At 48.0% G+C, this 26,979-nt stretch carries 22 protein-coding genes; 16 read left to right on the forward strand and 6 right to left on the reverse strand.

All coding sequences use genetic code 11. The features are described 5' to 3' along the window. Positions 1 to 48: 48 nt before the first annotated feature. Positions 49 to 384 (forward strand): gliding motility protein GldC, encoded by a 336-nt coding sequence (gldC, locus tag NC796_RS16900; RefSeq protein ID WP_310686075.1) that lies wholly within the window; start codon positions 49 to 51, stop codon positions 382 to 384. Positions 385 to 953: 569 nt separating this feature from the next. Here gldC and amrB read toward each other — a convergent pair. Further along, complete coding sequence (gene amrB / locus NC796_RS16905) at positions 954 to 2,204, reverse strand: AmmeMemoRadiSam system protein B (protein WP_310686076.1); 1,251 nt, start codon at positions 2,202 to 2,204, stop codon at positions 954 to 956. Next, the gene (nth, locus tag NC796_RS16910) at positions 2,197 to 2,928 is read right to left on the reverse strand and encodes an endonuclease III (RefSeq protein ID WP_310686078.1); all 732 of its coding nucleotides are present in this window, start codon (positions 2,926 to 2,928) and stop codon (positions 2,197 to 2,199) included. Before nth ends, amrB begins: the two co-directional genes overlap by 8 nt. A gap of 519 nt (positions 2,929 to 3,447) precedes the next feature. Between nth and NC796_RS16915 the strand changes: the two genes are divergently transcribed. The 7 genes from NC796_RS16915 (at position 3,448) to NC796_RS16945 (ending at position 10,686) form a co-directional block, all read left to right on the forward strand. Beyond that, positions 3,448 to 4,728, forward strand: coding sequence for a hypothetical protein (locus NC796_RS16915; RefSeq protein ID WP_310686079.1), 1,281 nt, complete (start codon positions 3,448 to 3,450; stop codon positions 4,726 to 4,728). Next, positions 4,725 to 5,177: a hypothetical protein gene (locus tag NC796_RS16920; protein ID WP_310686080.1), complete on the forward strand. Its 453-nt coding sequence runs from the start codon at positions 4,725 to 4,727 to the stop codon at positions 5,175 to 5,177. Before NC796_RS16915 ends, NC796_RS16920 begins: the two co-directional genes overlap by 4 nt. Positions 5,178 to 5,193: 16 nt before the next feature. Next, on the forward strand, positions 5,194 to 6,108 hold the full coding sequence (locus tag NC796_RS16925) for a hypothetical protein (RefSeq protein WP_310686082.1): 915 nt from the start codon (positions 5,194 to 5,196) through the stop codon (positions 6,106 to 6,108). Between the two features lie 140 nt (positions 6,109 to 6,248). Further along, a complete protein-coding gene (locus NC796_RS16930) occupies positions 6,249 to 7,175 on the forward strand; it encodes an ATP-binding cassette domain-containing protein (RefSeq protein ID WP_310686084.1) in 927 nt (308 codons plus the stop codon). 73 nt (positions 7,176 to 7,248) lie between these two features. Then, the gene (locus tag NC796_RS16935; protein ID WP_310686086.1) at positions 7,249 to 7,974 is read left to right on the forward strand and encodes an ABC transporter permease subunit; all 726 of its coding nucleotides are present in this window, start codon (positions 7,249 to 7,251) and stop codon (positions 7,972 to 7,974) included. Next, complete coding sequence (locus NC796_RS16940; protein WP_310686088.1) at positions 7,971 to 9,560, forward strand: Gldg family protein; 1,590 nt, start codon at positions 7,971 to 7,973, stop codon at positions 9,558 to 9,560. Before NC796_RS16935 ends, NC796_RS16940 begins: the two co-directional genes overlap by 4 nt. A 187-nt stretch (positions 9,561 to 9,747) precedes the next feature. Beyond that, positions 9,748 to 10,686 (forward strand): DUF4340 domain-containing protein, encoded by a 939-nt coding sequence (locus tag NC796_RS16945; protein WP_310686089.1) that lies wholly within the window; start codon positions 9,748 to 9,750, stop codon positions 10,684 to 10,686. Positions 10,687 to 12,086: 1,400 nt separating this feature from the next. On the opposite strand, the gene NC796_RS16950 is transcribed toward NC796_RS16945, so the two are convergent. The 3 genes from NC796_RS16950 to NC796_RS16960 all read right to left on the reverse strand — a co-directional run bounded on the left by NC796_RS16950 (position 12,087) and on the right by NC796_RS16960 (position 15,074). Next, complete coding sequence (locus NC796_RS16950; protein WP_310686091.1) at positions 12,087 to 13,508, reverse strand: NAD(P)(+) transhydrogenase (Re/Si-specific) subunit beta; 1,422 nt, start codon at positions 13,506 to 13,508, stop codon at positions 12,087 to 12,089. Further along, on the reverse strand, positions 13,508 to 13,795 hold the full coding sequence (locus NC796_RS16955; RefSeq protein WP_310686093.1) for an NAD(P) transhydrogenase subunit alpha: 288 nt from the start codon (positions 13,793 to 13,795) through the stop codon (positions 13,508 to 13,510). Before NC796_RS16955 ends, NC796_RS16950 begins: the two co-directional genes overlap by 1 nt. A 151-nt stretch (positions 13,796 to 13,946) precedes the next feature. Further along, positions 13,947 to 15,074 (reverse strand): Re/Si-specific NAD(P)(+) transhydrogenase subunit alpha, encoded by a 1,128-nt coding sequence (locus NC796_RS16960; protein ID WP_310686095.1) that lies wholly within the window; start codon positions 15,072 to 15,074, stop codon positions 13,947 to 13,949. A 228-nt stretch (positions 15,075 to 15,302) separates the two neighbouring features. Here NC796_RS16960 and trxB point away from each other — a divergent pair, with 228 nt between their 5' ends. Then, positions 15,303 to 16,280 (forward strand): thioredoxin-disulfide reductase, encoded by a 978-nt coding sequence (gene trxB / locus NC796_RS16965; protein ID WP_310686097.1) that lies wholly within the window; start codon positions 15,303 to 15,305, stop codon positions 16,278 to 16,280. 57 nt (positions 16,281 to 16,337) lie between these two features. On the opposite strand, the gene NC796_RS16970 is transcribed toward trxB, so the two are convergent. Beyond that, entirely contained in the window at positions 16,338 to 16,790 is a 453-nt protein-coding gene (locus NC796_RS16970) for a DUF4342 domain-containing protein (protein WP_310686098.1), read from the reverse strand. A 108-nt stretch (positions 16,791 to 16,898) separates the two neighbouring features. Here NC796_RS16970 and NC796_RS16975 point away from each other — a divergent pair, with 108 nt between their 5' ends. The 7 genes from NC796_RS16975 to NC796_RS17005 all read left to right on the forward strand — a co-directional run bounded on the left by NC796_RS16975 (position 16,899) and on the right by NC796_RS17005 (position 26,885). Next, the gene (locus NC796_RS16975; RefSeq protein ID WP_310686100.1) at positions 16,899 to 18,437 is read left to right on the forward strand and encodes a YifB family Mg chelatase-like AAA ATPase; all 1,539 of its coding nucleotides are present in this window, start codon (positions 16,899 to 16,901) and stop codon (positions 18,435 to 18,437) included. 334 nt (positions 18,438 to 18,771) lie between these two features. Continuing rightward, positions 18,772 to 21,210 (forward strand): primosomal protein N', encoded by a 2,439-nt coding sequence (gene priA, locus NC796_RS16980; RefSeq protein WP_310686101.1) that lies wholly within the window; start codon positions 18,772 to 18,774, stop codon positions 21,208 to 21,210. A gap of 97 nt (positions 21,211 to 21,307) precedes the next feature. Further along, positions 21,308 to 23,245, forward strand: a complete 1,938-nt coding sequence (locus NC796_RS16985; protein WP_310686103.1) for a glutamate-cysteine ligase family protein — start codon at positions 21,308 to 21,310, stop codon at positions 23,243 to 23,245. After that, on the forward strand, positions 23,238 to 24,203 hold the full coding sequence (locus tag NC796_RS16990) for a succinylglutamate desuccinylase/aspartoacylase family protein (protein ID WP_310686105.1): 966 nt from the start codon (positions 23,238 to 23,240) through the stop codon (positions 24,201 to 24,203). Before NC796_RS16985 ends, NC796_RS16990 begins: the two co-directional genes overlap by 8 nt. A gap of 133 nt (positions 24,204 to 24,336) precedes the next feature. After that, positions 24,337 to 25,188 carry an SMC-Scp complex subunit ScpB gene (gene scpB, locus NC796_RS16995; protein WP_310686106.1) on the forward strand — a complete coding sequence of 284 codons (852 nt, stop codon included), beginning with the start codon at positions 24,337 to 24,339 and terminating at the stop codon, positions 25,186 to 25,188. Then, positions 25,172 to 25,999, forward strand: a complete 828-nt coding sequence (locus NC796_RS17000; RefSeq protein ID WP_310686107.1) for a pseudouridine synthase — start codon at positions 25,172 to 25,174, stop codon at positions 25,997 to 25,999. Before scpB ends, NC796_RS17000 begins: the two co-directional genes overlap by 17 nt. Positions 26,000 to 26,009: 10 nt before the next feature. After that, positions 26,010 to 26,885 (forward strand): alpha/beta fold hydrolase, encoded by an 876-nt coding sequence (locus NC796_RS17005; RefSeq protein ID WP_310686108.1) that lies wholly within the window; start codon positions 26,010 to 26,012, stop codon positions 26,883 to 26,885. The last annotated feature ends 94 nt before the right edge of the window (positions 26,886 to 26,979 follow it).

The following is a 26,979-nucleotide window of genomic DNA, read 5'->3' on the forward strand; positions in this document are numbered from 1 at the left end:
GGGCTGCACTTCAGAAAATAATTGAAAATAAACTGTAGAAAACTGAGTATGGCTACGAAAAAGAAGGATATCAACATTACGGTTGAACTTGATGACCAGGACATCCCGGAGCGTATTGTGTGGGATGCCAGTGACATGGGCGGTTCAGATGCTGCAACCTGCAGGGCGATGTTCCTTTCTATGTGGGAACCTGAAAATAAAGATACGCTGAAGCTGGATCTTTGGACGCGTGATATGACGATAGACGAGATGAAGATCTTTTTCCACCAAACACTTGTCACGATGGCCGATACGTTGACACAGGCCACCAAAGAGGAACAGATGGCGGAAGATATGCGAGATTTCTGTTCCTATTTTGCTGAGAAGATGGAGATAATAGAGTGAGATATTTTTACTGATGAGCTCTCTATGAAACTGGTCGCTTATTTTCTAGGGGATGCGTTCATTTTTTCAATGAGGAAAAAACGAACCAAAAAAAACTCACCGGCTGAGTAAAATATCGCTGCGTTCACTTCACCTCCGCTAAAATCATTGAACTCGATCCGTAACACACGCAGATCTCAGACAACAATGATTTCTTTACGCTCCGGTTGCGCTCTCTTTCCCAGCGAAATTTACATTAGGCCGGAGGGGGCAATTGAGAATTAGGAAGGTTCTGGCTATTTCTCCAGATCCAATAACTTGGAAGTATTATAGCAATAGATGAAAACCCGAAGAATTTCTGTTTGACGAGGTGCTGGCAGGGAATTCAACCAGCGTTACCGTCGGCATCAGCTCCCGAGGAGTTATCCCGAAAGTCTTAGGGAGGGTTTTTGGTCCAGCTCTGCTGGTTCCGAACCCCCTCGGAATTGGGCCAAGCCAAAATGAATACCTAGATAAAGGAACTGGCTCCCAATAGTTTGTGATTATAATTAGGGCGAAGCTCCAATCCATGTAATCCGCGTTCTATTCCCTTACTTTCGATAAAGAATGGAGCCAAAAGAGACAGCACTTTCCCGCTCAGTTTCATCCCAGAGGTCGTAGGTTAGCTGCTCCCCTTTTACATCCGGAATGGCATTCAGGAAGGAATACAGGGGAGCGAAGCCACAAATCCGGTAGGGATCGTGCTGCTCTCTCATTAGGTTTAGCATTGATTCCCTATCACCTTTTTCAGAATAAGTCATGAACATCCGGTCAAAGCTTTTAACTTCGCTGAACATATTCGAAGCAGGCTCCGGATCCCCGAACTTTTTCCCGATATGTGCCAGGTCGCCGCTGATCAGGAAGAGCGTTTCATTGTCCTCCCCAAACTGCTCATTGAGATAGTTTCCAAACTTCTCAACTTGTCCTGCCAGATGACCATCTTCCATGTAGAGCAGTTCATCGAAACCGCGGACGAGCACCGGGACGATCTCGAAGTCATGATCCCACAGGTAGCTCAGGAACAGCAGATGTAACTCAATGCTGTGTTCAATGCGGTGGGCACGATCGCAGCCCGTTACTCCCAGCCCTTCAGCCTGCAATAGCTCATCGATAGCGGTTTTATCCGCCTTGATCGTACCGAGCGGCAGTTCAAAATTCTTGCGGGAAACAATAAACGGCTGATCCTGATACAGGTCCGGGTGCATGCCGGAGTAGTGAGAAGTCGCGAGTACGACCACCCGTTTCGGCTCCATTTCCCTTATTGCTGAGAACGCCTTTACATAGCTGTCGAGTCCCACACGCGGATCGATATGAGGGGCATAAAGCGCCTTGATGCCCTTGGAATCAGCATCGATATCCGTATTTTCGTGCTTGGTAAATGCATCATCCAGAAAGGTTCGCAGTTCATCAGGATTGGCGGGATAGGAATTGCCGGCCGTAATGGACGAGTGCACGGAGGATGACTCATACTCTTCTTCCACCTGATCTGCGTGTTGCTTAAAATGCGGCGTCAGCAGGAGACGATTTTTATCCAAAAACTGGATGTATTCCAGCAGCTGGTCTGCAGTGACACCTTCTCCCAAGTGTGGTTTAAGCTGCTCAATACTTTTTTGTCCATCGAGCAGTGACAGCAGGGGGCCCGCTTGCCGGTTAAGAGCAAAGTTGTCGGTGGCGTATCCCATCGAATCATGAAAATAAAGGTACGAATCCCCGTTGTTTTCTACGGGTATGATATCGAGTTCAGGTCTGATTCGGGGTAGCGGATCGGTCTTGGAATCGAATAGTTTACCGTTCTTACTCATGGTCGTTCGCATGTTCTCTCATTTTATGACATTCGCATTGTTTCCCATATTTCACACAAATGGGATGGTCGGGCGGTTCCGAAAGCCGGGCCTTGCAGGCTTCCCGCCCGTGGTGAATAAAAAGATGCGACAGGTTGGTCCAGTGCTCCCGTGGAAACAGGGCCATCAGGTCGCGCTCAATTTTTTTGGTGTTTTTTTCTTCTTTGGTCAGCCCAAACCGGTTGGAGAGTCGCCGTACATGCGTATCAACCACAACACCCACGTTCGTATCAAAAGCGTTGCCGAGCACGACGTTGGCTGTTTTACGAGCCACTCCATACAGCTCCAGCAGGTCCTCCATATTTTGGGGCACTTCCCCGTCATGTTTTTCTGTGATAATCTGGGAAGATTGCTTGAGTGCCTTCGCTTTGTTTCTGTAAAATCCGGTGGAGCGCACAAGCTCTTCCAGCTCCTGGATCGGGGCTTCCGCCATCGCTTCCGGTGTGGGATAGGCCTCAAAAAGGTCGGGCGTCACTTTGTTGACGCGAACGTCGGTGCACTGGGCACTCAGGATGGTGGCAATCAACAGTTCGAACGGGTTTCGATGATCTAGTGCGCAGTGAGGGTTGGGATAATACTCATAGAGCTCATCCAGCAGCTCCCTGGCATATGCTTTTTCCTTGTCGCTCTTTTCAGGTAGCTTGGGCAATTTGTTTTTCTTCTTCGTTGTGTTGGATGATGCCATGTGTATTTTGCTAAATACTTTGTATTACCGTTGATTATCTAGGCTACTTTAAAACAATTGCACAAAATTATAAAGAGTGGGGAGATTTACAATATTGAATAATGGATGTTTGGGAGTATTTGAAATCCCGAATGATGAGTAGCAGCGTATTATTTTTAATCGCTTATGTGTACGCTATTGTATATTATATAATTATAAAGGGTAACGGTGGAGGTTAAAATAACCGCCTGGATAATAACTTACTTTCGAGGAAAGAGAGGGATAATGGGGAGAGGGAGATTTAACGCATTAATCATTTTCTGTGTTGGAGTTGTTCTTCTATCGGGATGTATAATTATTTACAGGACCAATGCTATTGAAACAGACATTTCTTCAAAGAAAGTAAACAGTCCGGTTAAAGCCCATTTATACGATGGGCGAACGGCGCTATTCCGTTCCGGCGCAGAGTTTACTGACGAATATATTTCAGGGGATGGAATGCTATATTCCTTAACTCTCGAGAGCGAAGAGCCAATAAGTATGTTAGATCGAGAAGAGGTAGCCGCATATGAGGTATTTACTTCCGATGTAGATGCTCCTGCCTCCATTTTTGTTTCTACTCTGGCGACAGCAGGAACATTTTTTGGAGTAGCAGCTCTGTCTGTGGCAATTTTTGGTTCCTGTCCCACTATCTATTCACAAACAGATACGACGATGTATCTCGAATCTGAGTTGTTTTCCAACAGCATAGCACCTCTTTTTGAAAAGCGCGATGTGTCTGCAATTATGGCTAAGCCCGATCCGAATGGTTCCCTGAAGCTGGAGGTTCGGAATGAGGCGCTGGAGACTCACTATATAAACCATCTTGAGTTACTTCAAGTTGTGCATGATCGGGATGCGAGAGTAGTTCCAGCGGGTAATGGAAATGTTTTGACGATCAGCAACCTTATAGATCCGGTTTCTGCTATCGATATAAATGGGGAGGATCATCGTACGGTTCTATTGGATGATGACAGCCTTGCATATTCCTCAGATATTACCGGGGATGTTGGATCTGAGGTTCAATGGGATCAAATTGAGCTGGTATTTTCTCCAGAAGACAGTGATGCCGGGGCACTGTATCTTAATTTGCGTAACAGCCTGTTTACCACGGTTTTACTGTACGATTATCTGCTGGCCTCCCAGGGCGTTGAATCTCTCAATTGGGTTGGCAAAGAACTACAGACGGTAAGCGGGGCCGTCGCCCTTGGCGATTTTAATCACTCATTTATGGGGCTCCAAATTGAGCAAAGAGTGGATGGTATATATCACCAGGTGGGACGTATTGAAAATACTGGGCCGATCGCCTGGCGTGAACTTGCCGTTCCCATTTCAATGACGACTGGTGATTCCGTTCATATAAGGCTGAAGTTCCTGGCTGATGTCTGGCGTATTGATGAGATAAAGCTCGCAACTCAAGTTGAGTTACCCGAAGTCAACTACCTGAAGCCAGCCGCCATTTTGGATTCAAAAGGAGCAGGACTACCCGGGAAGACTGACCTGTTGGCAAGCGCTGATGATAAATACCTGGTAACCTATCCCGGTGAGCGTTTCTATGTTTTATTTGATGTGGATGAGCGGAATGATAAAAAGGCTAGCTATCTGTTAGCAGGACAGGGATATTATATTGAGTGGATTAGAGAGGAATGGATCGAGAAACACGAGATGGGCGAACCCGTGGTGTTTACAAGTGAGTTGGTCATGGAGGCACAGCAGCGATGGCGTGAAACGAAGGATGAGTTTGAACAAAAATTCTTTGACTCCAAGGTGGCAATACAATGAAAACGTGCTGTTCACTTCTTTTATGTTTTTTGCTGTTGGCAGGTGTTCTTGGTTGCCGAACTCCTGATAACATCAGTAAATTCTATGCGGCAAATAATCCCGGTGGAGACCAGCTGGAGGTTCGCCTTGCCGACAAAAGATTTTTCAAGGGGGAGTTTCTTAGTCTGAGTAGACTTATGACTGTGACTATGTTGATAGAGATGTCTAACCAAAGAATCAATCAAAGCACCAATTTCTCCCCGATAATTTCTGAGATTTCATTGGACAAGGTTCAATCAATAAAGCTGGTCAATTCGGATGAGATGCTGGTCTCGGAGGGTGAAATGGTTAGTGCTGAGGAAAGAGAAAAGCTTAAGTATTACAGTCGCTATCCACAAGGAATTGATGCTACGCTGATGAATCGACTTTTAGAGGCGTATGGACAAGATTCATTGCTGGTAATTGATTAGAAATGAGGTGTCGGGGATGAAGATTACTATTACTCTCAGTCTGCTGTTTTCATTGTCCCTGCCAATACATGCGCAATCAACAGGATTACATGCCAAAGATACAGCAGAATTACACAGTCCAGGTGAACCGGGTGATCAGTATGAGCAAATAGTTGAAAAAATCCGGGCTGCAACCGAGATTTACAAAGATCAAAAAAAGGCCCAGGCAGCAGGCTATCGTAAATTTGGTCCGGATATGCCAAACATGGGTGTTCACTGGATCAATCCAGCCTTGGCTGTAAATAGAATATTTGATTGGGCAACACCTTCCACCCTGACCTATTTAGAGGTGAACGGGGAGCCCAGGTTGACCGGCGTCGCTTATACATTTCCTGTTCAACCGGGGGAAGTACCTCCTGGACTTCCTTTGAAAGGGATTGAATGGCACTTTCACTCAGGTGACCTTGAGAAAGAGGCGCATGGGCTGCATGATCATGAAATTCATCCACCTTACACAGAAAAAGCCCGGCTTGCAATGATCCACGCCTGGGTATGGGCCGGCAATCCCCAGGGGTATTTTGTCGCAGATAACTGGGCACTATCATATCTTCGGTTGGGGATTACTCCTCCTGCAGATCCGGATCCCGGGGCCTCAAAAGTGCTTTTTTTGTTAGATGATGGCACTGATTACTTTTTACGGTTTATGGAGTTGGCATCAGAACGTAAGCTCCCCAACAATGATAAAATCCAAAACATTTTACATCGGTATAGAGAGAAAGTGAAGGTATTAGCGACCAGAATGCAGGAACAGTTAGAGGTTACGGAAGGGGATCAGCATGAGTTAAAAAGACTTTGGGGCGGTATGTGGAAAGAGATGGAACTAGTCGTTGGAGAAGATATCTGGCCTTTGATAAAGAAACATCTGGACCATCAAATGGTATTTAGTAGGTAGAGGATAACGAGCAAATATTGATACAATATTTTGATCAAAACGGGGTTAATGTATCGTTATATGCGATATTTCTATTTGCATAATTAGGGTGAATTTTTTTAAAATTTGCAACTCAAAATGTAAACTTTGAAACAGTTCACATGAGTATAACCGTTTCTAATCTGACGAAGAAATACGGTCCTCAAAAAGCTGTTGACGATATTTCTTTTAAGGTCAAAACGGGAGAAATCCTAGGCTTTTTGGGTCCAAACGGTGCGGGCAAAAGCACCACGATGAAAATCATCACCTGTTTTATCAGTCCTACCGAAGGTGGTGTCAGCCTTAATGGTTACAATATCCACAACAATCCACGGGCGGTGCGCAGTCGCATCGGCTATCTGCCGGAGAATACGCCGCTGTACACCGATATGACGATTGTGGATTATCTCAAACTTTCGGCTCGGCTGCAGGAGATGCCGCAGTACCGCATTATGCCACGTATCCGTGAGATGATTGATGTATGCGGCCTGGGACCGGAAAAGCACAAATTCATTGGCGAGCTCTCCAAGGGTTATCGCCAGCGTGTGGGACTTGCACAGGCACTGATCCACGATCCGGAGGTCCTTATCCTGGATGAGCCCACTACAGGACTCGATCCCAACCAGATTGCAGAAATCCGTTCGCTGATCAAGGAGATTGGCAAGGAAAAAACGGTGATGCTGAGTTCCCACATCCTCAAAGAGGTGGAGGCAACCTGCGACCGCATCCTCATTATCAATAAAGGAAAACTGGTGGCCGATGGGTCTACCCAGGAGCTGCGTCAACGTGCAAAAGGAGCAAACCAGTTGTTGGTACAGATCCGTGGGGCCAATGGCGAAGTTGGGGAAGGATTGCTCAAGCTCTCGTCCGTTGCGGCCGTTAATAAAGCTGAAGATGGGGAAAACATGTGGCTTATCGATACCAAACCCGATCTCGACTCCCGCGAAGAGGTCTTTCGACTCTGCGTAGAAAACGACTGGATCCTAACCCAGATGACACCGAAAGAGTCAAGTCTTGAAGACATTTTCCGAGAATTAACAGAAGAATAAAAATAGCGCTCAGCTATCACCAAAAAGACATGTCTGCGCTGATAGCTGACGGCTAAAGCTGATAGCTACAACTATGAATCATATTTGGACTATTTGCAAACGAGAAGTTAACGCCTTTTTTGATTCGCTGATGGCCTACATCATGCTGGTAGTGTTTTTGGGAATCAGTGGATTATTTACCTGGATGCTGGGGGGCGGTGATATCTTTTTTGTTGGACAGGCCTCATTGGGCAGCTTTTTTGAAGTGGCATTCTGGACGCTCTTCTTTTTTATTCCCGCCATCACCATGCGCATGATGGCCGAGGAGGAGCGGGCCGGCACGCTGGAACTCCTGGCCACCAAGCCGATCTCCCATTTCCAAATCGTAGCTGGAAAATGGCTGGCTGCCTGGCTGCTCATTGTCATTTCACTGGCCATGACGCTGCCATATTACATTACTGTTGCCAACCTCGGCCCGATCGATCACGGCGCCACCATCAGCGGTTACATTGCACTGCTGCTGATTAGTGCGGTTTACACCAGCATCGGCATCTTTGTCTCCAGCCTTACCAGCAACCAGATTGTGGCGTTTATCGGCACGCTTTTCATCGCCATCTTTTTCCAGATCCTATTCGGGCAGATGGCATCCGTACTGCCTGAGTTCTTATCAGGTATAGCAGAATTTATGAGTCTTAATCAACACTATAGAACTATGACGAGAGGAGTTATCGGAATAACAAATATCGTCTATATGCTAACACTGACCTTGCTTGGATTTGTATTTGCCACCGCTTCACTCAAACGGAGGGCGTGGCAATGAATAACTGGTTTAAGGGCTTTTTCAAGAACAAGCGCGAGACTTCACTACAGCTCCTGTTAATTGTAGGAATAGCAATAACAGCTAATCTATTGGGGGACGAGTTGTTGCTGCGGTTGGATCTTACGGAAGATAATCGCTATACCCTGTCGCCGGCCAGTGAAGATATTGCTGAATCGCTGGATGACCCGGTGACGGTAACAGCCTATTTTTCGGAGAATATGCCACCTCAGCTTTCTCAGGCGGAAGATGAATTCCGAAATTTTCTGGAGGAGTTCCGGGCGTATTCCGATGGCAACCTGGAGTATCGTTTTGTGAATCCCAGTGAGAGCAATCAGACCGAACAGGAAGCACAACAGGCGGGGGTCAGGCCGCTGAGTGTGCAGGTTCGGGAACGAGATCAGGTGTCGCAGCAGCGGGCTTATTTGGGGGCTTTATTCCAGTATGGCGGAAAGCGGGAGGTTGTACCGGTTATACGTCCGGGTTCGGCACTCGAGTACACCATTGCCAGCACCATCAAGCAGCTGACGGTGGACCAGAAACCGAAAATCGGGTTGCTGCAGGGCCATGGCGAGCCGACGCAGCAGGAGATGACCCAGGTGACGAGCCAGCTCAGCCAGATGTATCAAATCACCGAGGTTTCCGGTTTGGATACGGCCGCAGTACCCGCCGATATCGAAGTGCTTATAGTGGTGGCGCCAGAACAGCAGCTCTCACAAGAGGAATTGCTCAAAATCGATCAGTACCTGATGGCTGGTGGACGAGCGATATTTGCAATAAATACTGTCCGTACTGATACCCGGCGCGGTATGGCAACGCCAATGAATACGGGCATTGAGCGATTACTCTCTGCCTATAACACGCCTGTAAATACAAACCTGGTGCTGGATGCCAACGCCGCCAACATCCAGGTCCAACAGCAGCAGGGGGCGTTCCAGATTGTCAACCAGGTGCAATATCCCTACATCCCGCTGGCTAGTAATTTTGGTAATCACCCCATCAGCCAAGGTTTGGAGACCGTGATGTTCCAGTTTGTTTCTTCGGTTGATACCAGCCGGGTTGACTCCTCGCAGGCACTCACCCCACTGGTGTTGACCTCCGATCAAGCCGGGGTATCACAGGGGCGATTTAACCTGAATCCAATGCAGGAATGGAATCAGCAAAGTTTTATGCAGTCTCATGTTCCACTCGGCGTAGCTGTTGAAGGGACGTTCGCTTCCGCTTTTGCCGGGATCGATTCGGTGAACGCAGAGTTGTCCAGCAGTCAAAAGACATCCATCGTGGTGTTTGGCGATGGCGATTTTGTGATTAACGGCCGGGGCCAGCAGCAACAACAGCAGCGCCTGCCGGAAGATAACGTCAACCTGATGGTGAACTCGGTCGACTGGCTGGCAGATGACACCGGACTTATTGAACTGCGGACGCAGGGAGTCACTAACAGGCCACTTGTCAGCGTGGCCGATTCAACCAAAACAGTGCTCAAATACCTCAACACATTTTTGCCGATTGCACTGGTAATCGGGTATGGTATTTATCGGTATCAGCGCAGAAAGATCAGGCGACGCAAATGGATAGAAGCGGGCGTTTAAACAATTAGAAATTAAAAATGGAGAATTAAGAATAACATTATGTGGTGAATGGGTACACATGATATTACGTATTGCGTATTGATCGAGTCGTTGGTTGAAAGCAGGATTTAATACGCAGTACGCAATACGCGATACGCAATTGATAATGAGAAATAACTGATAACAAATAACCAATTTTCGAAACAGTATGACAAACGCGACAAAATCACTGGCTATCATTTTTGTGAGCCTGTTGGTTGTTACCGGGCTTGTAAAGTGGACTGATACCTCCTCTTCAAGCCAGGCGTTTAGATCCACCCTGGTGGAAGTGGATCAAGCCCGGGTTAACAGGATCGTGATTGAAGCACCTACGCAAAACCGAACCCTTACACTTAAGAAAGAGGGCAGTAGCTGGCAGGTAACAGGTAAATCCACCGAGGAGGGTTATCCGGCTGACTCCACTTCAATAATACGGGCGATTGAGCAGCTGAATGATTTAAGCGTGCAGGCTGTGGCCACCCGGAATCCCCAAAAGTATACCCGTTTTAAAGTAGACAGTACCGGTACTACCGTTTCGTTGTACAACAATGAAAACCTCCTTTCAAGCATTATCATAGGAGCACCACAGATTATTAGCCGCCAGCAATACAACAACTACGTTCGGCCCGTTGATGATGAGGCGGTCTATTCCGTGGAAGGACTGCTCAGCTCAACGTATGGCAAGGACCTGGAAGGCTGGCGTGATAAGGCTGTTTGGGATCTTGATGACTCCCAGATTTCACGCATCGACTTTCTCTTTCCCGCGGACAGTTCCTACAGCATTCAGCGAGCGGGTGATAATGAGTGGGTTTCGGACGGGGATACCCTGAGTGCCAGTTCAGTCAGCCGTGTTACCAGCCGGTTGAGTTCGCTCAGTGCCAGTGGTTTTGTGGAAGGAGTGTCCCCATCAAGCTTTGGAACCGAACTGTATGCAATTCAGCTACAGCTTGAAGATGGTACTCAGAAGACCCTGCGACTCAAATTACCAGGCGAAGAAGCATCATCCTATCATGCGGTTGCAGGAGATTACCCCTATACGTTTACGCTCAGCAAAGCATCCTTCGGCAATTCCGTTCTAAAAGCGCGTGGCGAACTGCTTACAAACTAGCCCGTAAATCTCACCAAGAAATTTGTTTATGGACAAGGCCCTCCGTCGCGTAAAGCTATGGAGGGCAGGCGAATGCGGGTTTACTCTACGAAGCCTTGGCGTAGGAGAGCCATTTACCCTTCAACGCCGCACAGAGACGAATTTCGCAGCGTTCTACACCCTGTTATAATTTTCTGACCCTAAAAATGGATACAAGTTTCTGTATGCCAATAGGTTACAGGAATTCAACATAAATATTTGTGAGATATCCGGGCTAGTTGTTATCCTGCATGCCGGAATACAGCATGCGTAGTTACCTACCCCATGGTAATCGTAAGACGCTTACGATTATAATTGCAAACCTTTTACGATTACAGTCGTAAGTCTTCTACGATTATAATCGTAATCCTCTTGCAATTACTATCACAAGAGGTTTGGGATTGTAATACCATGCAAGAATTAGTGACCCACTTCTCGAAAGTTTATTAAGTCTACCTCCGGCCCTGGCGATTTATGAGTTGTCCGAGCAAGAGAAGCGAATGCCATTCTGAAAGAAGACTCCCGGTTGTGAATTAGGAGCTACCCTTCATTTGTCTGTCGATTTTTGCACCGCCAAAAACCGACGAAAAAAGCGGCCGCCTGAAATCTGTTTCGCTCAAAGCGGGTCTCCCTGCGCCTAAAAGAAACCTAGATATTATCATTTATAGTTTTTGTTTAGCCACCAGGTTTGTAACATCCACCAATTCTTAAAATCAACCTGCCAAGGTTTCTTTCTTAACGGTCTCCGGTCGTCCTGCTTGCCCATCGCTCCACAGATAAAGGCCGGAAATGGTTGGATCATTGTTTACTCTTCGCTAGTCCCTTCGTCAGACAGAAATGCTTCGAGTACTCTTCTTGCAATGAGGAGGTTGATATTGGGCTTTTTAAAAAAATAAGCAATACCCCCCCCAAGTCCAGAGAATCCCTGCAGGAAGCTAATGAAAAGGCTCTTAACGTTCCAAAGCAATAAGTTAGTTTTAGGCAGGATAGGACAATATCTGGGATTCTTTGGCGGCTTTTTTGTGAAAGTTCTTTAGTCCGACCAATGGCGGATTTTTATCGCTAAAAAAATGAATACCCCCAATCAGCAAACTCTCCATGCTGGAGTCCATAGTGCGGCCTTATAATTACAAGCATCTTCTAACTATAATTAAGTAACCTACTTAAGGTAATTAAGTGACTTACTTAACTATAATTAAGAGACCTACTTAATTACTTTAGGAGCGGCTCTTAATAGTAATTAAGTGACGCACTTAATTGTGAGAGGCTTTAAACGCCGTTTTTGTTTTATCCACAGCCCATGATAAACTCAGAAGAGGAAATAAAAAAGGTTGCAGATCCGGAAACCTGCAACCTTACACAAGTAAAAGAAAAGTACTTATTTATACGGCATCGAGTGAATGTGAAAGAGCTTGCAGCGATTTCTTAGCATCACCAAAGAACATCTGGTTGGTATCCTCATAGAAAAGACTATTGTCGATGCCGGCATATCCGGGAGAGAGGCTCCGCTTGAACACAATGGTTCGTTTCGCCTCATCCACATTCATGATCGGCATGCCGTAAATGGGGCTGCCGGACTCGGTTTTAGCCGCTGGGTTAACAACGTCGTTGGCACCGATAATCAACACCACATCAGTAGTTTTGAACTCAGGATTAATCTGGTCCATATCATACAGTTGATCATAGGGCACATCGGCCTCGGCAAGCAATACGTTCATGTGACCGGGCATGCGACCTGCCACGGGGTGAATTCCATATTTTACTTCCACACCCTTTTCTTCCAGCGCATCCGCCACTTCTTTGAGCACGTGCTGCGCCTGGGCAACGGCAAGTCCATAACCCGGCACAATGATAACTTTATCGGCATAGGCCGTTTGAAGGGCAACATCATCAGGTGTGGTCTCGTGGACCGTTTTGTCGTGGTCGACCGCTGCTCCGCCGCCACCTGATCCCCCGTCGCCGCCAAAGGCACCGAAGAGCACATTGCCGAGCGTACGGTTCATCGCTTTACACATGATGTTGGTGAGGATAAGTCCGGCTGCACCAACCAGCGCACCTGAAATAATCAGCAGGTTGTTGTTAATAACAAACCCGGCCATTGATGCCGCAATCCCTGAATAAGAGTTGAGCAGGGAGATAACCACCGGCATGTCTGCCCCACCGATTGGCAGAACAGTGAGAACGCCCAACAGCAATGCAATACCGAATATAAGCCAGAACGCCAGCATGTTGGTGGGGTCGAAAGTAAACCAGCCCACGAGTCCCAGCGTACCGAACGTCAATAAAAGGTTAAAGTAGTTTTGGCCGGGAAAAGCGATCTGTCCGCCCCCGATAAAACCCTTCAGCTTTCCGAATGCGATAAAACTGCCGGTAAAGGTGATGGAACCAATCAGGATACTCAGGCCGATGGTGACGAGGTCTTGTCCTGCAAACAGCGTCGGATCCATCCGGGAGAATTCACCCCAGGCAACTAGCGCCGAAGCACCGCCGCCAAAGCCGTTGAAAATGGCAACCATCTCGGGCATGGCGGTCATCTCCACCTTCTTGGCGGCTATAGCTCCTATTAAACCACCGAGAAGTACGCCACCAATGATATATTCAAACGTCAGTATTTGTTGATCGAAAAGGGTAATGATAACCCCCAGCAACATACCAAAAGACGCCATCTGGTTACCAGAGCGGGCCGTGGCCGGTGAGCCCAGCCGCTTGATGCCGATGATAAAGAACGACATCGCAACAAGGTAAAGCAGTTGAATCAGGTCGGGAAGTATGTTCTGGATTCCTTGTGGTAGAAACTCACTCATCAGTTATCCTCCTTTTTCTTGAACATCTCCAGCATACGATCGGTTACCATGAAGCCGCCCACCACATTGATAGTAGCAAAGACAATGGCCACGAAGCCGATGAGGTGTGCCAGGCCGTTGCCAACATCACCGGCTACAACCAGCGCACCAATAATAGTAATGCCTGAGATAGCGTTGGCGCCTGACATCAACGGCGTGTGCAGCGTGGGAGGCACTTTTGAAATGAGTTCAAAGCCCACAAAAGATGCGAGCACGAAAATAAAGAGATTGAAAATTAAACCAGACATAGAGTCTTTTAGTTAAGTGTTGGTTTTAAGAACTGAAAATATTTTCTAGTGTAAAGCCAATCAGTCACCATTCCTCTTGGAGACCCATCTGAGCAGTAGCTTGTCTCCAGAGATTTTTTCCTGAAGTTCAGGGCGAAATGACTGACATTGTTTATTCGGATTCTTTCAGCATTGGACTGATGATTTCACCATCATGCGTAATCGTTGTTTTGAGGGTGATTTCATCTTCAAAGTCAAAGTGCAGCTCACCTTCTTCAATCAGGTGGTCCAGCAGAGCAAGCATGTTTTTGGAATATAGCTTGCTGGCGTGATACGCAAGCTGGCTGGGCAGGTCCAGCGGTCCGATAAGCTTTACTTCATGTTTTACCACATTTTCGCCGGGCTCGGTCAGTTCGCAGTTACCCCCCTGTTCTGCGGCCAGATCTACGACAACTGATCCGGGTTGCATATCCTTGACCATCTGTTCCGTAATCAGCAGTGGTGCTGGTTTCCCTGGAATCAGTGCCGTCGTAATCACAATATTGGATTTCTTGGCATGCTCATGGATGACCTGTCGCTGACGTTCCTGCTTATCTTCCGAGAGCTCTTTGGCATATCCACCTTCGGTTTGCGTGTCTTCACCTACATCAGGAACCTCAACAAAAGAAGCGCCGAGACTTTCCACCTGCTCTTTTACTTCCGGTCGGATATCAAACGCTTCTACCTTGGCACCGAGACGTTTGGTTGTGGCGATGGCCTGTAGACCGGCAACACCAGCACCCAGCACCAGTACCCTGGCAGGAGCAATAGTTCCCGCAGCGGTCATCATCATCGGCAGGTAGCGGTCCAGCTCATTGGCCCCGATCAAGGCTGACTTGTAACCGGCGATGGAGCTCATTGAGGATAACGCATCCATATTCTGTGCGCGAGAGATACGCGGGACGGCATCCATTCCCAGGGCTGTAATACCCTGTTGTTGAAGTTTATCTACGGTATCCTCGTTTTGGAGCGCCCACAAAAAGCAAACAAGCACACTTCCTTTCTGGAGCTTACCCAGATCCTCTTCAGGAGGAGTATTTATGCTTAGCAATAAGTCAGCTTTGGAAAAAAGCTTGTCCCTATCGGCAACAATCTGGGCTCCTGCTTCCTCAAAAGCCGAATCTAAAAAATTTGAAGCATGCCCAGCGTCTTTTTCAATCCATACTTCAAAATCCTTGTCGACCAATTGCTTGGCCGTTTCCGGGATGAGAGCTACTCGTTTTTCTAATTTCCCTGTTTCTTTAGGTACTGCTATAATCAATATGTTCCCTCCAACTATCGGTTATAAACTTGAGACACATATAATGAAGGAATAGAATGAAATGCAAATTATCGTAAAAGTAAAGTTTAATCTGGTCAAGTCGTCTATGAATTGGAACTGGCCTTAAAATATCGAGAATTCCTATGAGTTGGATAGGAAATATCGACTCAATGTTAAGGGTTATTTTTTGTAACTTCAGGCTGAAAATTGAAAACAAAGGTTAGAAGAATGGAAGACATTGCAGGAAAGACATTAGATGTAGTAATAATTGGCAGCGGTCCGGCCGGCCTGACGGCAGCGTTGTATGCTGCTCGTGCTGATCTGAATCCGCTGGTTTTTGAAGGACCGGAACCCGGGGGGCAGCTGATGCAGACAACCGATGTAGAAAACTATCCCGGGTATCCCGAAGGCGTGATGGGTCCCAAGATGATGGAGGATTTTCGTGAACAGGCCAAACGTTTTGGAGCGGACTGCCGCTACGGCATGGTTACAAACATAGAGTTTGACAAACGGCCGTATAAATTGACAGTGGATGAAGAAACTGAACTCTTCGCAAAGTCAATCATTATTTCAACGGGGGCTTCCGCAAAATGGCTGGATCTTGAAAGTGAGCAGCGGCTCCGCGGAAAAGGTGTTTCTGCATGCGCAACCTGCGACGGGGCATTCTTCCGCGATCAGCGTGTTGTTGTCGTTGGTGGTGGAGACACTGCTATGGAAGAGGCGACCTTCCTGACGAAATTTGCCAGCAAGGTAACCGTCCTGCACCGCCGGCAAGAGTTGCGAGCATCCAAAGCGATGCAGAACCGCGCGTTTGCCAATGATAAAATTGAATTTATGTGGGATACCGAGCTTCACGAAGTGCTTGGTGACAAAGTGGTGGAAGGCGTGAAAGTGATTAACAATGAAACCCAGGAGATCACAGAGCTCGACGATGTGACCGGCGTCTTTGTGGCCATTGGTCATAAGCCGAACACCGATCTGTTCAAAGGTGTACTGACGATGGATGATGTGGGTTACATCCAGACTAAAGGTCAGTCCACTGAGACCGATCTGCCCGGCATTTTTGCGTGTGGCGATGCAATGGATCCCATTTACCGTCAGGCCGTGACTGCTGCGGGCACCGGCTGCCGTGCTGCGCTCGATGCCGAACGATTTTTAGGTGAACAGGCTGTGGCTGAAAAAGAGATGGCGGCCGAACAGCACTAACCCTTTTCGATGAGTAAGAGTGATGGGTAAGGGACGCTCTCTCCCTTGCTCATTACTTTATTCTTCCTCGTCATTCTCATTCTTACCCTTCTTTCCTACCGTTTTTTCTGTTTCTCCCGATGAGGTTTTTTGCTCTTCATCGTCCTCATCGTCTTCCTCCTCTTCAATATCGATCACCACTTCGGCATCGTCTACTTCGTATTCATCTTTCTCCCGTTCTTCTTCGGGATACTTTTCGACGATGATTTTTACGTCGTTCATGAACAGGGCAAACATGCCGATAGCTGAAATGACCGGGGCCATTGCGGTTACCAGTGCTGTACCTGCCACGCCGGCGGCAAGCTGAGTCTGAAACAGCACCTTGCCCTCCTTGTTTTCAATAATCAACCGGCGGGCAGCGCCTTCCTTGATCAATCTCCGAATCTGTTTGATAATTTCTGATGTCGTGCCCTTTAGCTCTTCTGTAAAGGTTTTACTGGATTTAGATGACTTCATAATCTCGTTCTTCATGAGGTTTATACTCTATTTTCAAAAAAATTTAAAAAATTTTGTAAGGATTTCCGTTCTCACCGGTCTATGTACGTAAGGCGAAAGGTTAAAGATTCAAATTTCATCATTATGTTATCAAGAGTGTACAGTGCAGCCACCATCGGGGTGGATGCGAAAATTATTGAAGTTGAAACGAATATGTCATCGGGAATGCCCAAGTATTTCCTGGTGGGACTCCCGGATCGGGCAGTTAGTGAGTCGAGTGATCGGATAGAAGCAGCGCTCACCAACTCGGATGCCAGCTTTCCCAGGGGACGCGTTACCGTCAACCTGGCTCCGGCGGATCTGCCGAAAGAGGGCAGCGCCTTTGATTTGCCGATTGCCGTTGGCCTCCTGAATGTTTCCCGGCAGTTAAAAACCAATAAGTTGGACTCCACTATGATTGTGGGGGAATTAGCGCTGGATGGTAAGCTGCGTCCCATAAACGGGGTGCTTCCGGTGGCGGTGGAAGCTCAAAAACAGGGATTCGAGAATATCATTGTTCCCGCCGATAATGGACCGGAGGCGGCTGTTGTTGAGGGTATCAATGTGTACCCGTTTGAGAAGCTGCTGGATGTAATGGACTGGCTTGAGGATGATATCGGTGAGCCGTTGCGGGTGGATATTGACGAAATGTTCAGTAGGAATGGCAAGGGCGAAATCCTGGATTTTGAGGATGTTCGTGGCCAGGAAAATGTGAAACGGGCCCTTGAAGTGGCAGCGGCGGGGGGACATAATGCCGTTATGGTAGGACCTCCGGGCTCAGGGAAAACGATGATGGCCCGTCGACTGCCCACAATTTTGCCACCGTTGACTTTGGAGGAGGCTCTGGAGACAACCAAGATACATTCGGTTTCAGGATTGTTGCCTTCTGGAGAGGCACTGGTTACGCAGCGTCCCTTCCGTTCGCCTCACCACACGGTTTCAGATGTGGCACTGGTGGGCGGAGGAAGCATCCCGATGCCGGGCGAAATATCGATGGCACACAACGGCGTGCTGTTTTTGGATGAGCTTCCGGAGTTCAAACGTAGTGCGCTGGAGGTGATGCGGCAGCCGCTGGAAGATGGCTCAGTCAGTATTTCACGGGCACGGATGAGCGTCAGCTATCCCAGCCGCATTATGCTGGTGGCTTCGATGAACCCGTCGCCAACCGGTGACTGGTATGATGCCGCTGATCCCGCTGGAGCATCACCAGCCCAGATGCAGCGCTATCTCAGCAAAATAAGCGGTCCCATGCTCGATAGGATTGACCTGCACATCGAGGTGCAGAAAGTGAGCTATGATGAACTCTCCAGCAAGTCGAAGGGGGAGTCATCGGAACAAATACGCGAGCGGGTTGTTGAAGCGAGGGAAGCCCAAACGAAGCGATTTTTGGGTGTGAATGGCGTGTATTGCAATGCACAGATGAATACCAAAACATCACGCAAAATCTGCAAGCTGGATGACAGCAGTTCGAAAATGCTCAAAAAAGCGATTACCTCGCTCGGACTTTCGGCACGTGCCTATGACCGTATCCTGAAAGTGTCGCGCACAATAGCCGACCTGGAGCACTCGGAGGATATCCGGCCCAATCACGTGGCGGAAGCGATTCAATATCGTAGCCTCGACCGTGAAGGGTGGCTTGGGTAGAAGCGAAGTAGAAGCTATCTGCTTGTAAATGATTGGCAGGCAACATCTTGAACCAGGCAACCGTTTTTCTGGCAGGGTGGTTATCATAGAAATCAGGGTGTATTAGAATATAGGTTAAGAGAGTTTAGAAACGGAGAAGACGGTTAAATACGAAATAAACCTCAGATATTATGGGTGAAACAAGCTACAGACGAGGCGGTTTAATATTTATGATTCCCTTTTTCATTCTTCTGCTATACCTGCTTTTCTTGTGAGATTAAAAGCAGTATTGACTTGAGGAAGCAAATTGGATATGCTACTTCGCAACTTTAGCCACTAATTTAATGACGAATTATTGCAACAGTTTGCGGAGATAGTATTCCCTACGGCCGTGCGGCACCCCTTTACTTACGCCGTTCCGGAGAAATTCAGGGATCAGATTACAGTAGGAACCCGTGTATGGGTGCCACTGCAGAAGCACAAGTCCATCGGCATGGTGGTGGCTATCCACGACCAAAAGCCGGATTTCAGGACCCGACCTATCGAGAAGCTGCTGGATGAGCAGCCGATACTCTCCGACGAGCTGCTCAAGCTTACCCGCTGGATTCATCGTTTTTACTACTGTGGGTGGGGTGAGGTCATCCAGACTGCGCTGCCCGTAGGACTTAACTTTTATTCCGAAAAATATCTGCAGGTTAACGAAGGGGCTCCCAAAAAGTCGCTTAACAAATATGAGCAAGAAATTTTCGAAGAAATTAGCCAGCAGCAGGAGTACCTGCATGATGAGGCACGGAAGCGGTGGTCGGAGGGCAGGTATAAAAAGGCGTTTAACAGCCTGATCAACAAAGGTGAGGTGGAGGTATGGGAGCGCCCCGCCATGAAGATGAAACCGCAGACCGAGAAGCAGTGGGATTGGCAAAAGTCACTCAAAGAAGTAGATGAACTGGTCCAGGAATATGTGGATGCGGGCAAGGAGTATAAATGGATTGAGGCCCTGAAAGAACTACGGGATATCGGCCTGCCTAAGCTGCAAAACGAGCTCATCCATCACGAACTCCTGGAATACTACACGCTGAACCGGATTGCAGAAGAAGGTCTCATCAAGTCTGAAGAGGTTGAGGTAACCAGCACTATTGAAGGGTTGGAATATGAGCCGTCAAAGATAAAAACACTTAACAAGCGGCAGAAGCAGGCGTTTGAAAAAATTCGGGAGCCGCTTGAAGAGGGCGAGTTTTCCAGTTTTCTGCTCTACGGTGTAACGGGCAGCGGCAAAACGGAAGTCTATATCCACGCCCTGAAGAAAGCACTGAAGCTGGAAAAAGGGGGTATCGTGCTGGTGCCGGAGATCAGCTTGACGCCGCAGACGGTGAAACGGTTTTACCAGATTTTTGGGGATACGATCGCTGTTCTCCATAGCGGCCTCACCGATCGCGAGCGCTACAATGCCTGGCAGGAACTACGGAAGGGAGAAAAAAAGATTGCCATAGGTGCTCGATCAGCGATTTTTGCACCGGTCCAAAATGTGGGACTGATTATCGTTGATGAAGAGCACGACGCCTCCTATAAGCAGACTGACCCCGCGCCGCGTTATCACGGTCGGGATGTAGCTATTATGCGGGCCTACCTGAATGATGCAGTTGTGGTTATGGGTTCTGCCACCCCCAGTATGAACGTGTTGTATAATGCCCAGAAGGAGAAAAGTACGATGCTGACGCTCCCGAACAGGCACAAAGGGGCGACGCTGCCCGAGGTGCACGTGGTGGACCTGAAGCAATATCGTTCAGCCATGAAAGGACCGCTGGCGGTCTCACTTCATAATGCAATTGAACAAGCCCTGGACAAGGGGGAGCAGGTGATCTTACTCCACAACCGGCGCGGATTTTCCTCTTTCCTGCAATGCGAAGACTGTGGTAGTATCCCGGAATGCCCGAACTGCTCGGTCAGCCTGACCTACCACAAAATTAAGGATACGCTTCGCTGCCATTATTGCGGATTCTCCAAAAAGATTCCCAACAAGTGTGGATTCTGTAATGGTAACGAAGTAAAACAGCAGGGCATTGGGACCCAGCAGGTTGAAAACGAGCTGGCAAAGCTATTCCCGGATGCCAGCATCAGTCGGATGGACCGTGATACTACATCCGCAAAAGGGAGCCACGAGCGTATACTTTCCAGTTTCGGGGATGGCGCCATCGATATTTTAGTGGGAACCCAGCTGGTGGCCAAGGGGCTCGATTTCCCCAATGTGACCGTGGTGGGCGTAATCAATGCCGATACCGAGCTGGCGTTTCCATCATTCCGATCGGCCGAGCGTATGTACCAGCTGCTGAGCCAGGTCTCCGGTCGTTCCGGGCGTGCCGATAAAAAGGGTGAGGTTTACCTGCAGACCTGGCAATCCGATCACTTCGCCATCCAGTGTGCCCGGCAGCATGATCACCGAAAATTTGCCCGCCAGGAGATGGCCAAGCGAAAAGATCTCTACTATCCGCCTTACTCCCGGATAGTGGCGTTCCAGTTCAAGAGCCGGGATTCCCAGAAAGTAGCTAAAGTGGCCCACGCCTTCACCCGGTGCCTGCGCGAAATAGCTGGGCAATACCCGGTATTGGGACCTTCTCCTGCAGCCATCACCAAGATGCAGGGGTTTATTCGGTGGGAGAGCATGCTGAAGCTGGATCCGGAACTAAAGACCTCGGAAATTGAGTATCTGCTCCATCGTACGTTCAAATATTACGACCAGCAAAAGCCAAAAGGAACCAGTGCGGTCCGCATTAATGTTGATGTAGATGCGATAGAATAATCCGGATAAAAAACGGGTAAGCTTGCAATGTGTACCAGAAATTCGATTATTTAGTAGCAAGCTTGTAATTCAAGCTATTCCAAACTGAGGGTTATCAATGGGTGAAGAAAGAGTAAAATTAGCAGACAGCCAGGAAGAAACACAGCATTTTATGAAAAACGTGCTGAAGGATCTTCATGCGCTGGAAAAGATGTTGCAGGGAGACTGGTTTGAGAAGGATCCCCTCCGTATCGGTGCTGAGCAGGAGCTCTGCCTGGTTGATCGGCAGGCCAAGGCCTCACCTACCTCCATGGAGGTATTGGAAAAGCTGGAGGATAAGGATGCATTCACGACGGAATTTGCCAAGTTTAACCTCGAGATCAACCTGGAGCCCCTGGAGTTTACGGGAAAATGTCTCTCACAGATGGAAGAGAATCTTTCTAAGCGCGTAGAAACGGTTCGGAAAGCAGCACAGGATTTGAACAGCGACGTTATTCTCACCGGTATACTACCCACTATTCGCAAGGCCGATGTGGACCTGAAAAATATGACGCCCCTGCAGCGTTACCGGGCGCTTTGCCAGGCGATTAACAAAATGCGTGGAGAGGAATACGATCTACGCATCCAGGGAACTGATGAGCTGTTAATGAAGTTCGATTCACCACTGCTTGAGGCATGCAACACCGGCTTCCAGGTGCATCTGCAGGTAACGCCTGAGAATTTTGTACAAAAATATAACGTAGCCCAGGCGATAACAGCCCCGGTATTGGCTTGTTCTGTAGGTTCGCCGATCCTGTTTGGGAAGCGGTTGTGGAGTGAAACGCGTATCGCACTGTTCCAGCAGTCGGTGGATACGCGCCAGGTGGGCGATCACCTCCGGGACAGCAGCCCGCGAGTGACCTTCGGCAATGAATGGGTAAGCAATGGAATCCTGGATATTTTCCGGGAAGATACCGCTCGTTATCGTGTATTGTTGAGTTCCGAGATTGAGGAGGATGTAGATCAGAAAATGGCTGAGGGCACGCCACCAATGCTGGCTGCCCTCCAGGTTCACAATGGCACAGTTTACCGGTGGAACCGCCCTTGTTATGGTATCAGTGAAGGAAAGGCCCATTTAAGAATCGAGAACCGGGTGTTCCCATCAGGTCCTACGGTTACCGACGAAGTCGCAAATTCTGCCTTTTGGCTGGGACTGATGAACAAGCTGGAAGATTATTACCCGGATATCCCCGAGGTAATGGATTTTGATCAGGCCAAGATGAACTTTGTTGCAGCATCGAAAATGGGACTGGATACCAACTTCCGGTGGTTTAATGACAAACGGGTAAGTGCGGCTGATTTAATTACGGAAGAGTTGCTTCCCATTGCTCGTGAAGGGCTTGAAAAAGCAAACATACGGAAGAGCGATATTGATACCTATCTTGATATCATCGAGGAACGTGTCGTATCCGGTCAGACGTTTTCGCACTGGATGACTGAGAATTATGCTTCTCTGCTCAAACAGAACAGCTCAAAAGAGTTAAGCCTTGCGGCTATGACGACAGCGATGATCAAATACCAGAAAAAAGGAGAGCCGGTTCACCAGTGGGGACGGGCCCGTATGGACGACCTGGAACACTGGGAGCCTTCGAGCTTGTTGGTAGAAGAGTTTATGACTACTGATCTGTTTACCGTCCAGAAAGATGACATCCTGGAGTTTACGGCAGACCTTATTGAGTGGAGACGAATTCGGTATGTGCCGGTAGAAGATGACAAGAAACACTTGGTTGGACTCGTTACAATGCGTATGATTTTTCGGGAGTACAACAGTGCACTACATCATGACGAGGAGTTGCATACGACGGTTGAAGAGATTATGATCAAAAACCCAATAACGATACATCCTGAGGCGTCCATTATTGAGGCAATGGATATCATGGAAAGCCAGAAAATCGGGTGCCTCCCCGTTGTCAAAAACAATCGTTTGGTGGGCATTATCACTGAAACAAATTACATGACGATAACCGGGCGATTGCTCAGGGTTGTCCATGCGAACGCGAATAAAAAGGATGAATAGTAGAATCACATTTACCGAGCCACAAACAGAAGTTGAAGATGCATCTCGAACAATCGGTCGTATTGACGGGACCGAAGATGGGCCAACCATTATCATTTTTGCAGGTATCCACGGCAATGAACCGGCTGGCATAGATGCGCTGAACAACCTGTTTGCTAACCTGGAAGATCAGAAGGAACATTTTAAAGGAAAGCTGGTGGGCATTTGTGCAAACCAGCAGGCTCTTTTTGAAGGTGTCCGTTTTGTGGATGAAGATATGAATCGCATCTGGTTTCCATCCATCATAGATAAAATAAAACGAACCGCAAGCGAGGATTTGAAGTCGAGCGAACGCCAGGAGATTAAGGAGTTGCTGGGTATACTCAAGCGGGAAATTCCCGATGAGTCCGAGTCTGAGTACCCCGTTATTTTTGTTGATGTGCACTCGTTTTCTTCACAAGGTGAGATGTTTGCGATTACGGCCCGCAAACAAAACCACATCGATCTCCTCTCCTCCATGCACGTGCCGATGATTTTTGGTATCGAAGAGGCTCTTCGGGGTACGACACTGCGCTACTTCCAGGATGTAGGCTATATTACGTTTGCCCTGGAGGGGGGAAATCACCAAAATAAACTGACGGTAACCAACAACACAGCGGCACTCATGTTGCTGGTTGCTTCAGCAGGGAACCTTCCGCCCAGGTACATTCCTGATTACAAAGACTATAAGCGTCACTTGGTGCAGGAAAATAAACAGTTGCCTTCCTCGGTTAAGTTTATTTACCAGCATATCATAGAGGACGGGGATGATTTCAAGATGAGGCCCGGTTATACCAATTTTCAGCCGGTTAAAAAGGGGGAATGGCTTGCCAATGATGTAAATGGGCAGATACGCGCACAATGTGACGGCTTTATTTTGATGCCCCTGTACCAAAAACAGGGTGACGACGGATTTTTTATCGTCAGAGAGCAGGTATGATTGACAATTTTTTTTATCTTATACCAACCATCAACGCTTTAGCTCTTTCATCATAAATGAGCTTTTTGTCTACGTATTACCGGCATTTCAATAAAAGGAGCTATCCTAAACGTACTAAATTTCTCCATTTGCTATGACGAATGATTACCAGTTTATAGATGGATCGCGGCTATCTTCTGTCATCGAGGCGCTCATTTTTTCGAGCCCGGAACCTATTACAGCCGATAAATTGTGTGAAATTATCCAGCAGGGTGAAGAAAACCTGGAGCTGGAGACCGGTGCCATAGATTCGTTTGTGGAAAAACTTAACCAGCGGTATGATGAAAACGGCCTGGCGTTTGGGATCAGGAGAGTGGCCGGTGGCTTTACATTTGCTACGCGAAAGAAATATGATCCGTGGCTGAGCATCATTCAGCACGAAAATGCCTACCGGAAGCTTTCGCAGTCGGCCATTGAAACCTTGGCCATTGTAGCATATAAACAGCCGATCACCAAGCCGGAAGTCGATGACATTCGGGGCGTTGATTCAGGTTATATCCTCCGACAGTTGCTGGAGAAAGTACTTATTGAGGTCTCAGGCCGACTTGATGCCCCGGGGAAGCCGCTGCTGTATCGTACGACCCAGCACTTTTTAAAGCATTTTGGGCTCAAAAATATTGATGAGCTGCCGAAACCCCGTGAAATTGAAGAGATCCTCAAGGATGACGATATGGCCGAGCACCGGCAGTTTTTGATTGATCGTCAGCTGGAGCTCGAAGACCTGGAGCAGCAGGATGGAGAGGGTTCAGATGATATTTCATTGTTGAATATCGTGAAGAAAATTAGTGATAATAATGGCAGTAATGGTAATGGAAAAGAAAATGGCAGTGAACAGGAAAATGGCCATGATCCCCAGAAGAATGATGTAGAGGATGAAAGTGGAGAAGAAAACGAACAGGAAAATTCAGGTGATCAAGGTAAGGTAGAAGATGTCGTCTCGTCGTAAAAAAAGAAGACCCAGAAGTAACAAACAGGATCCCAAGCAAACCCCGAATGAAGCCAACCAGGACTACGATAAAGATGAGGAGATTCGGATAAATAAATTTATCGCTCATGCGGGACTCTGTTCCCGGCGCGATGCCGATGAGTACGTAGAGCAGGGACTGGTGGAGGTTAACGGGGAGGTCGTCACTCAGCACGGCACCAAAGTTACGCGTGCCGATGAAGTGAAAGTTGATGGACAGACCCTCAGCCTGGAGCCGTTTGTCTATATTTTGTTGAACAAGCCAAAAGATACGATCACTACGACTGACGATCCTCGTGGTAGAGATACGGTTATGGATAAAATTGAAGATGCCACCGGCAAGCGCGTGTACCCTGTCGGGCGGCTCGACCGTCACACCATGGGTCTCCTGCTGCTTACCAACGATGGCGACCTGGCCCACCGGCTGATGCATCCCAGCTACCAGGTTCGAAAAACTTATGAGGTCGAAACCAACCGCTTCCTCACCGATGACGAACTGGACGAAATGGTTAGCGGCATTCAGCTTGCGGACGGAGAGGCGAGTGCATACCGGCTGAGCAGGCTTAAGGGTCGCGACGGGATTTTGCTTTCCATCATGGAAGGGCGAAATCGCCTGGTCCGGCGCATGATCGAATATTTCGACGCTGAGGTTACAAAACTAAAACGAGTGGAGTATGCCGGACTTACGCTACAAGGTGTAAAGATGGGGCGGTGGCGCTACCTGAAACAGAAGGAAATTAACGGTCTGCGAAAACTCGTTAAGCTGGATAAACTGAATTTCAGAAAGAAATAGTCAACGCGGTATGCCTTTCAGTAACATTGTTAAAAGTTCGGGTTCTGTAGCTTCAACAGAAGATCTGCCGATCTATTACGACCTGTATGTGCCAAGCGGAAATAGTGATGCAAAATTTCCGGTGATTTTATTTCTGCACGGATTCAAGGGATTCAAGGACTGGGGACCCTTCCCCGATGCCTGTCACGAACTTGCCAGCGCCGGCTTTGCAGTATTGGCAATGAACTTTTCGCTAAACGGCGTGGGAGAGAGTATGACCGAGTTCGATCAACTGGACCTGTTTGCTAGGGAGACTTTTAGCCAGGACCTGGACGATGTGGGTACTGTAATTTCTGCCTTAAAAGAAGGGGGAATCAGTTCCGACAAGGCCGTTCTCGAAACCGATACAATGGGTGTACTGGGACATTCGCGTGGTGGTCAGACTGCGGTGGCTGCAGCAGCAGAGTACCCCGAAATTAGCTGTGTAGTTACATGGTCTGCCGTGGCCGATTACAACGCCCGCTGGAGCGACCAGATGAGGAAGGATTGGGAGAGCAGGGGCTATACCGAGATTATGAACGGGCGTACTGGCCAGGTGATGCGGATTGATAAAGTGGTATTTGAGGATGCCCGTGATAACGCTGATCGTGTCATTGCGCTCAACCGGGTAAAGAATCTGCATCTACCGATCCTGTTTATCCACTCCAGGGATGATGAGTCGGTATCTCACAAGGAAACGGAAACCCTGTTCCAAAACTGTCCCTCGAAAGAAAAAGAGATCAGTCTTGTGAACGGTACCGGGCATACCTATGGCGGTGCTCACCCGTTTGAGGAGGACGAGTTTCCCGAAAAGTTTGCCGAAGTTTTGGAAGATACATCACTATGGTTTGAAGAGTATCTGAAGTAACGATGTATTATCCTCTAACTTTTTCCTGGGCCATGAAACGAGATGTAATTGAGATAGGGAGGACACTTCATAAACTATGGTAGGTTGAGGAGAC

It is taken from the genome of Aliifodinibius sp. S!AR15-10, assembly GCF_031569985.1.
Classification (GTDB): Bacteria; Bacteroidota; Rhodothermia; order Balneolales; family Balneolaceae; genus JAMQKA01.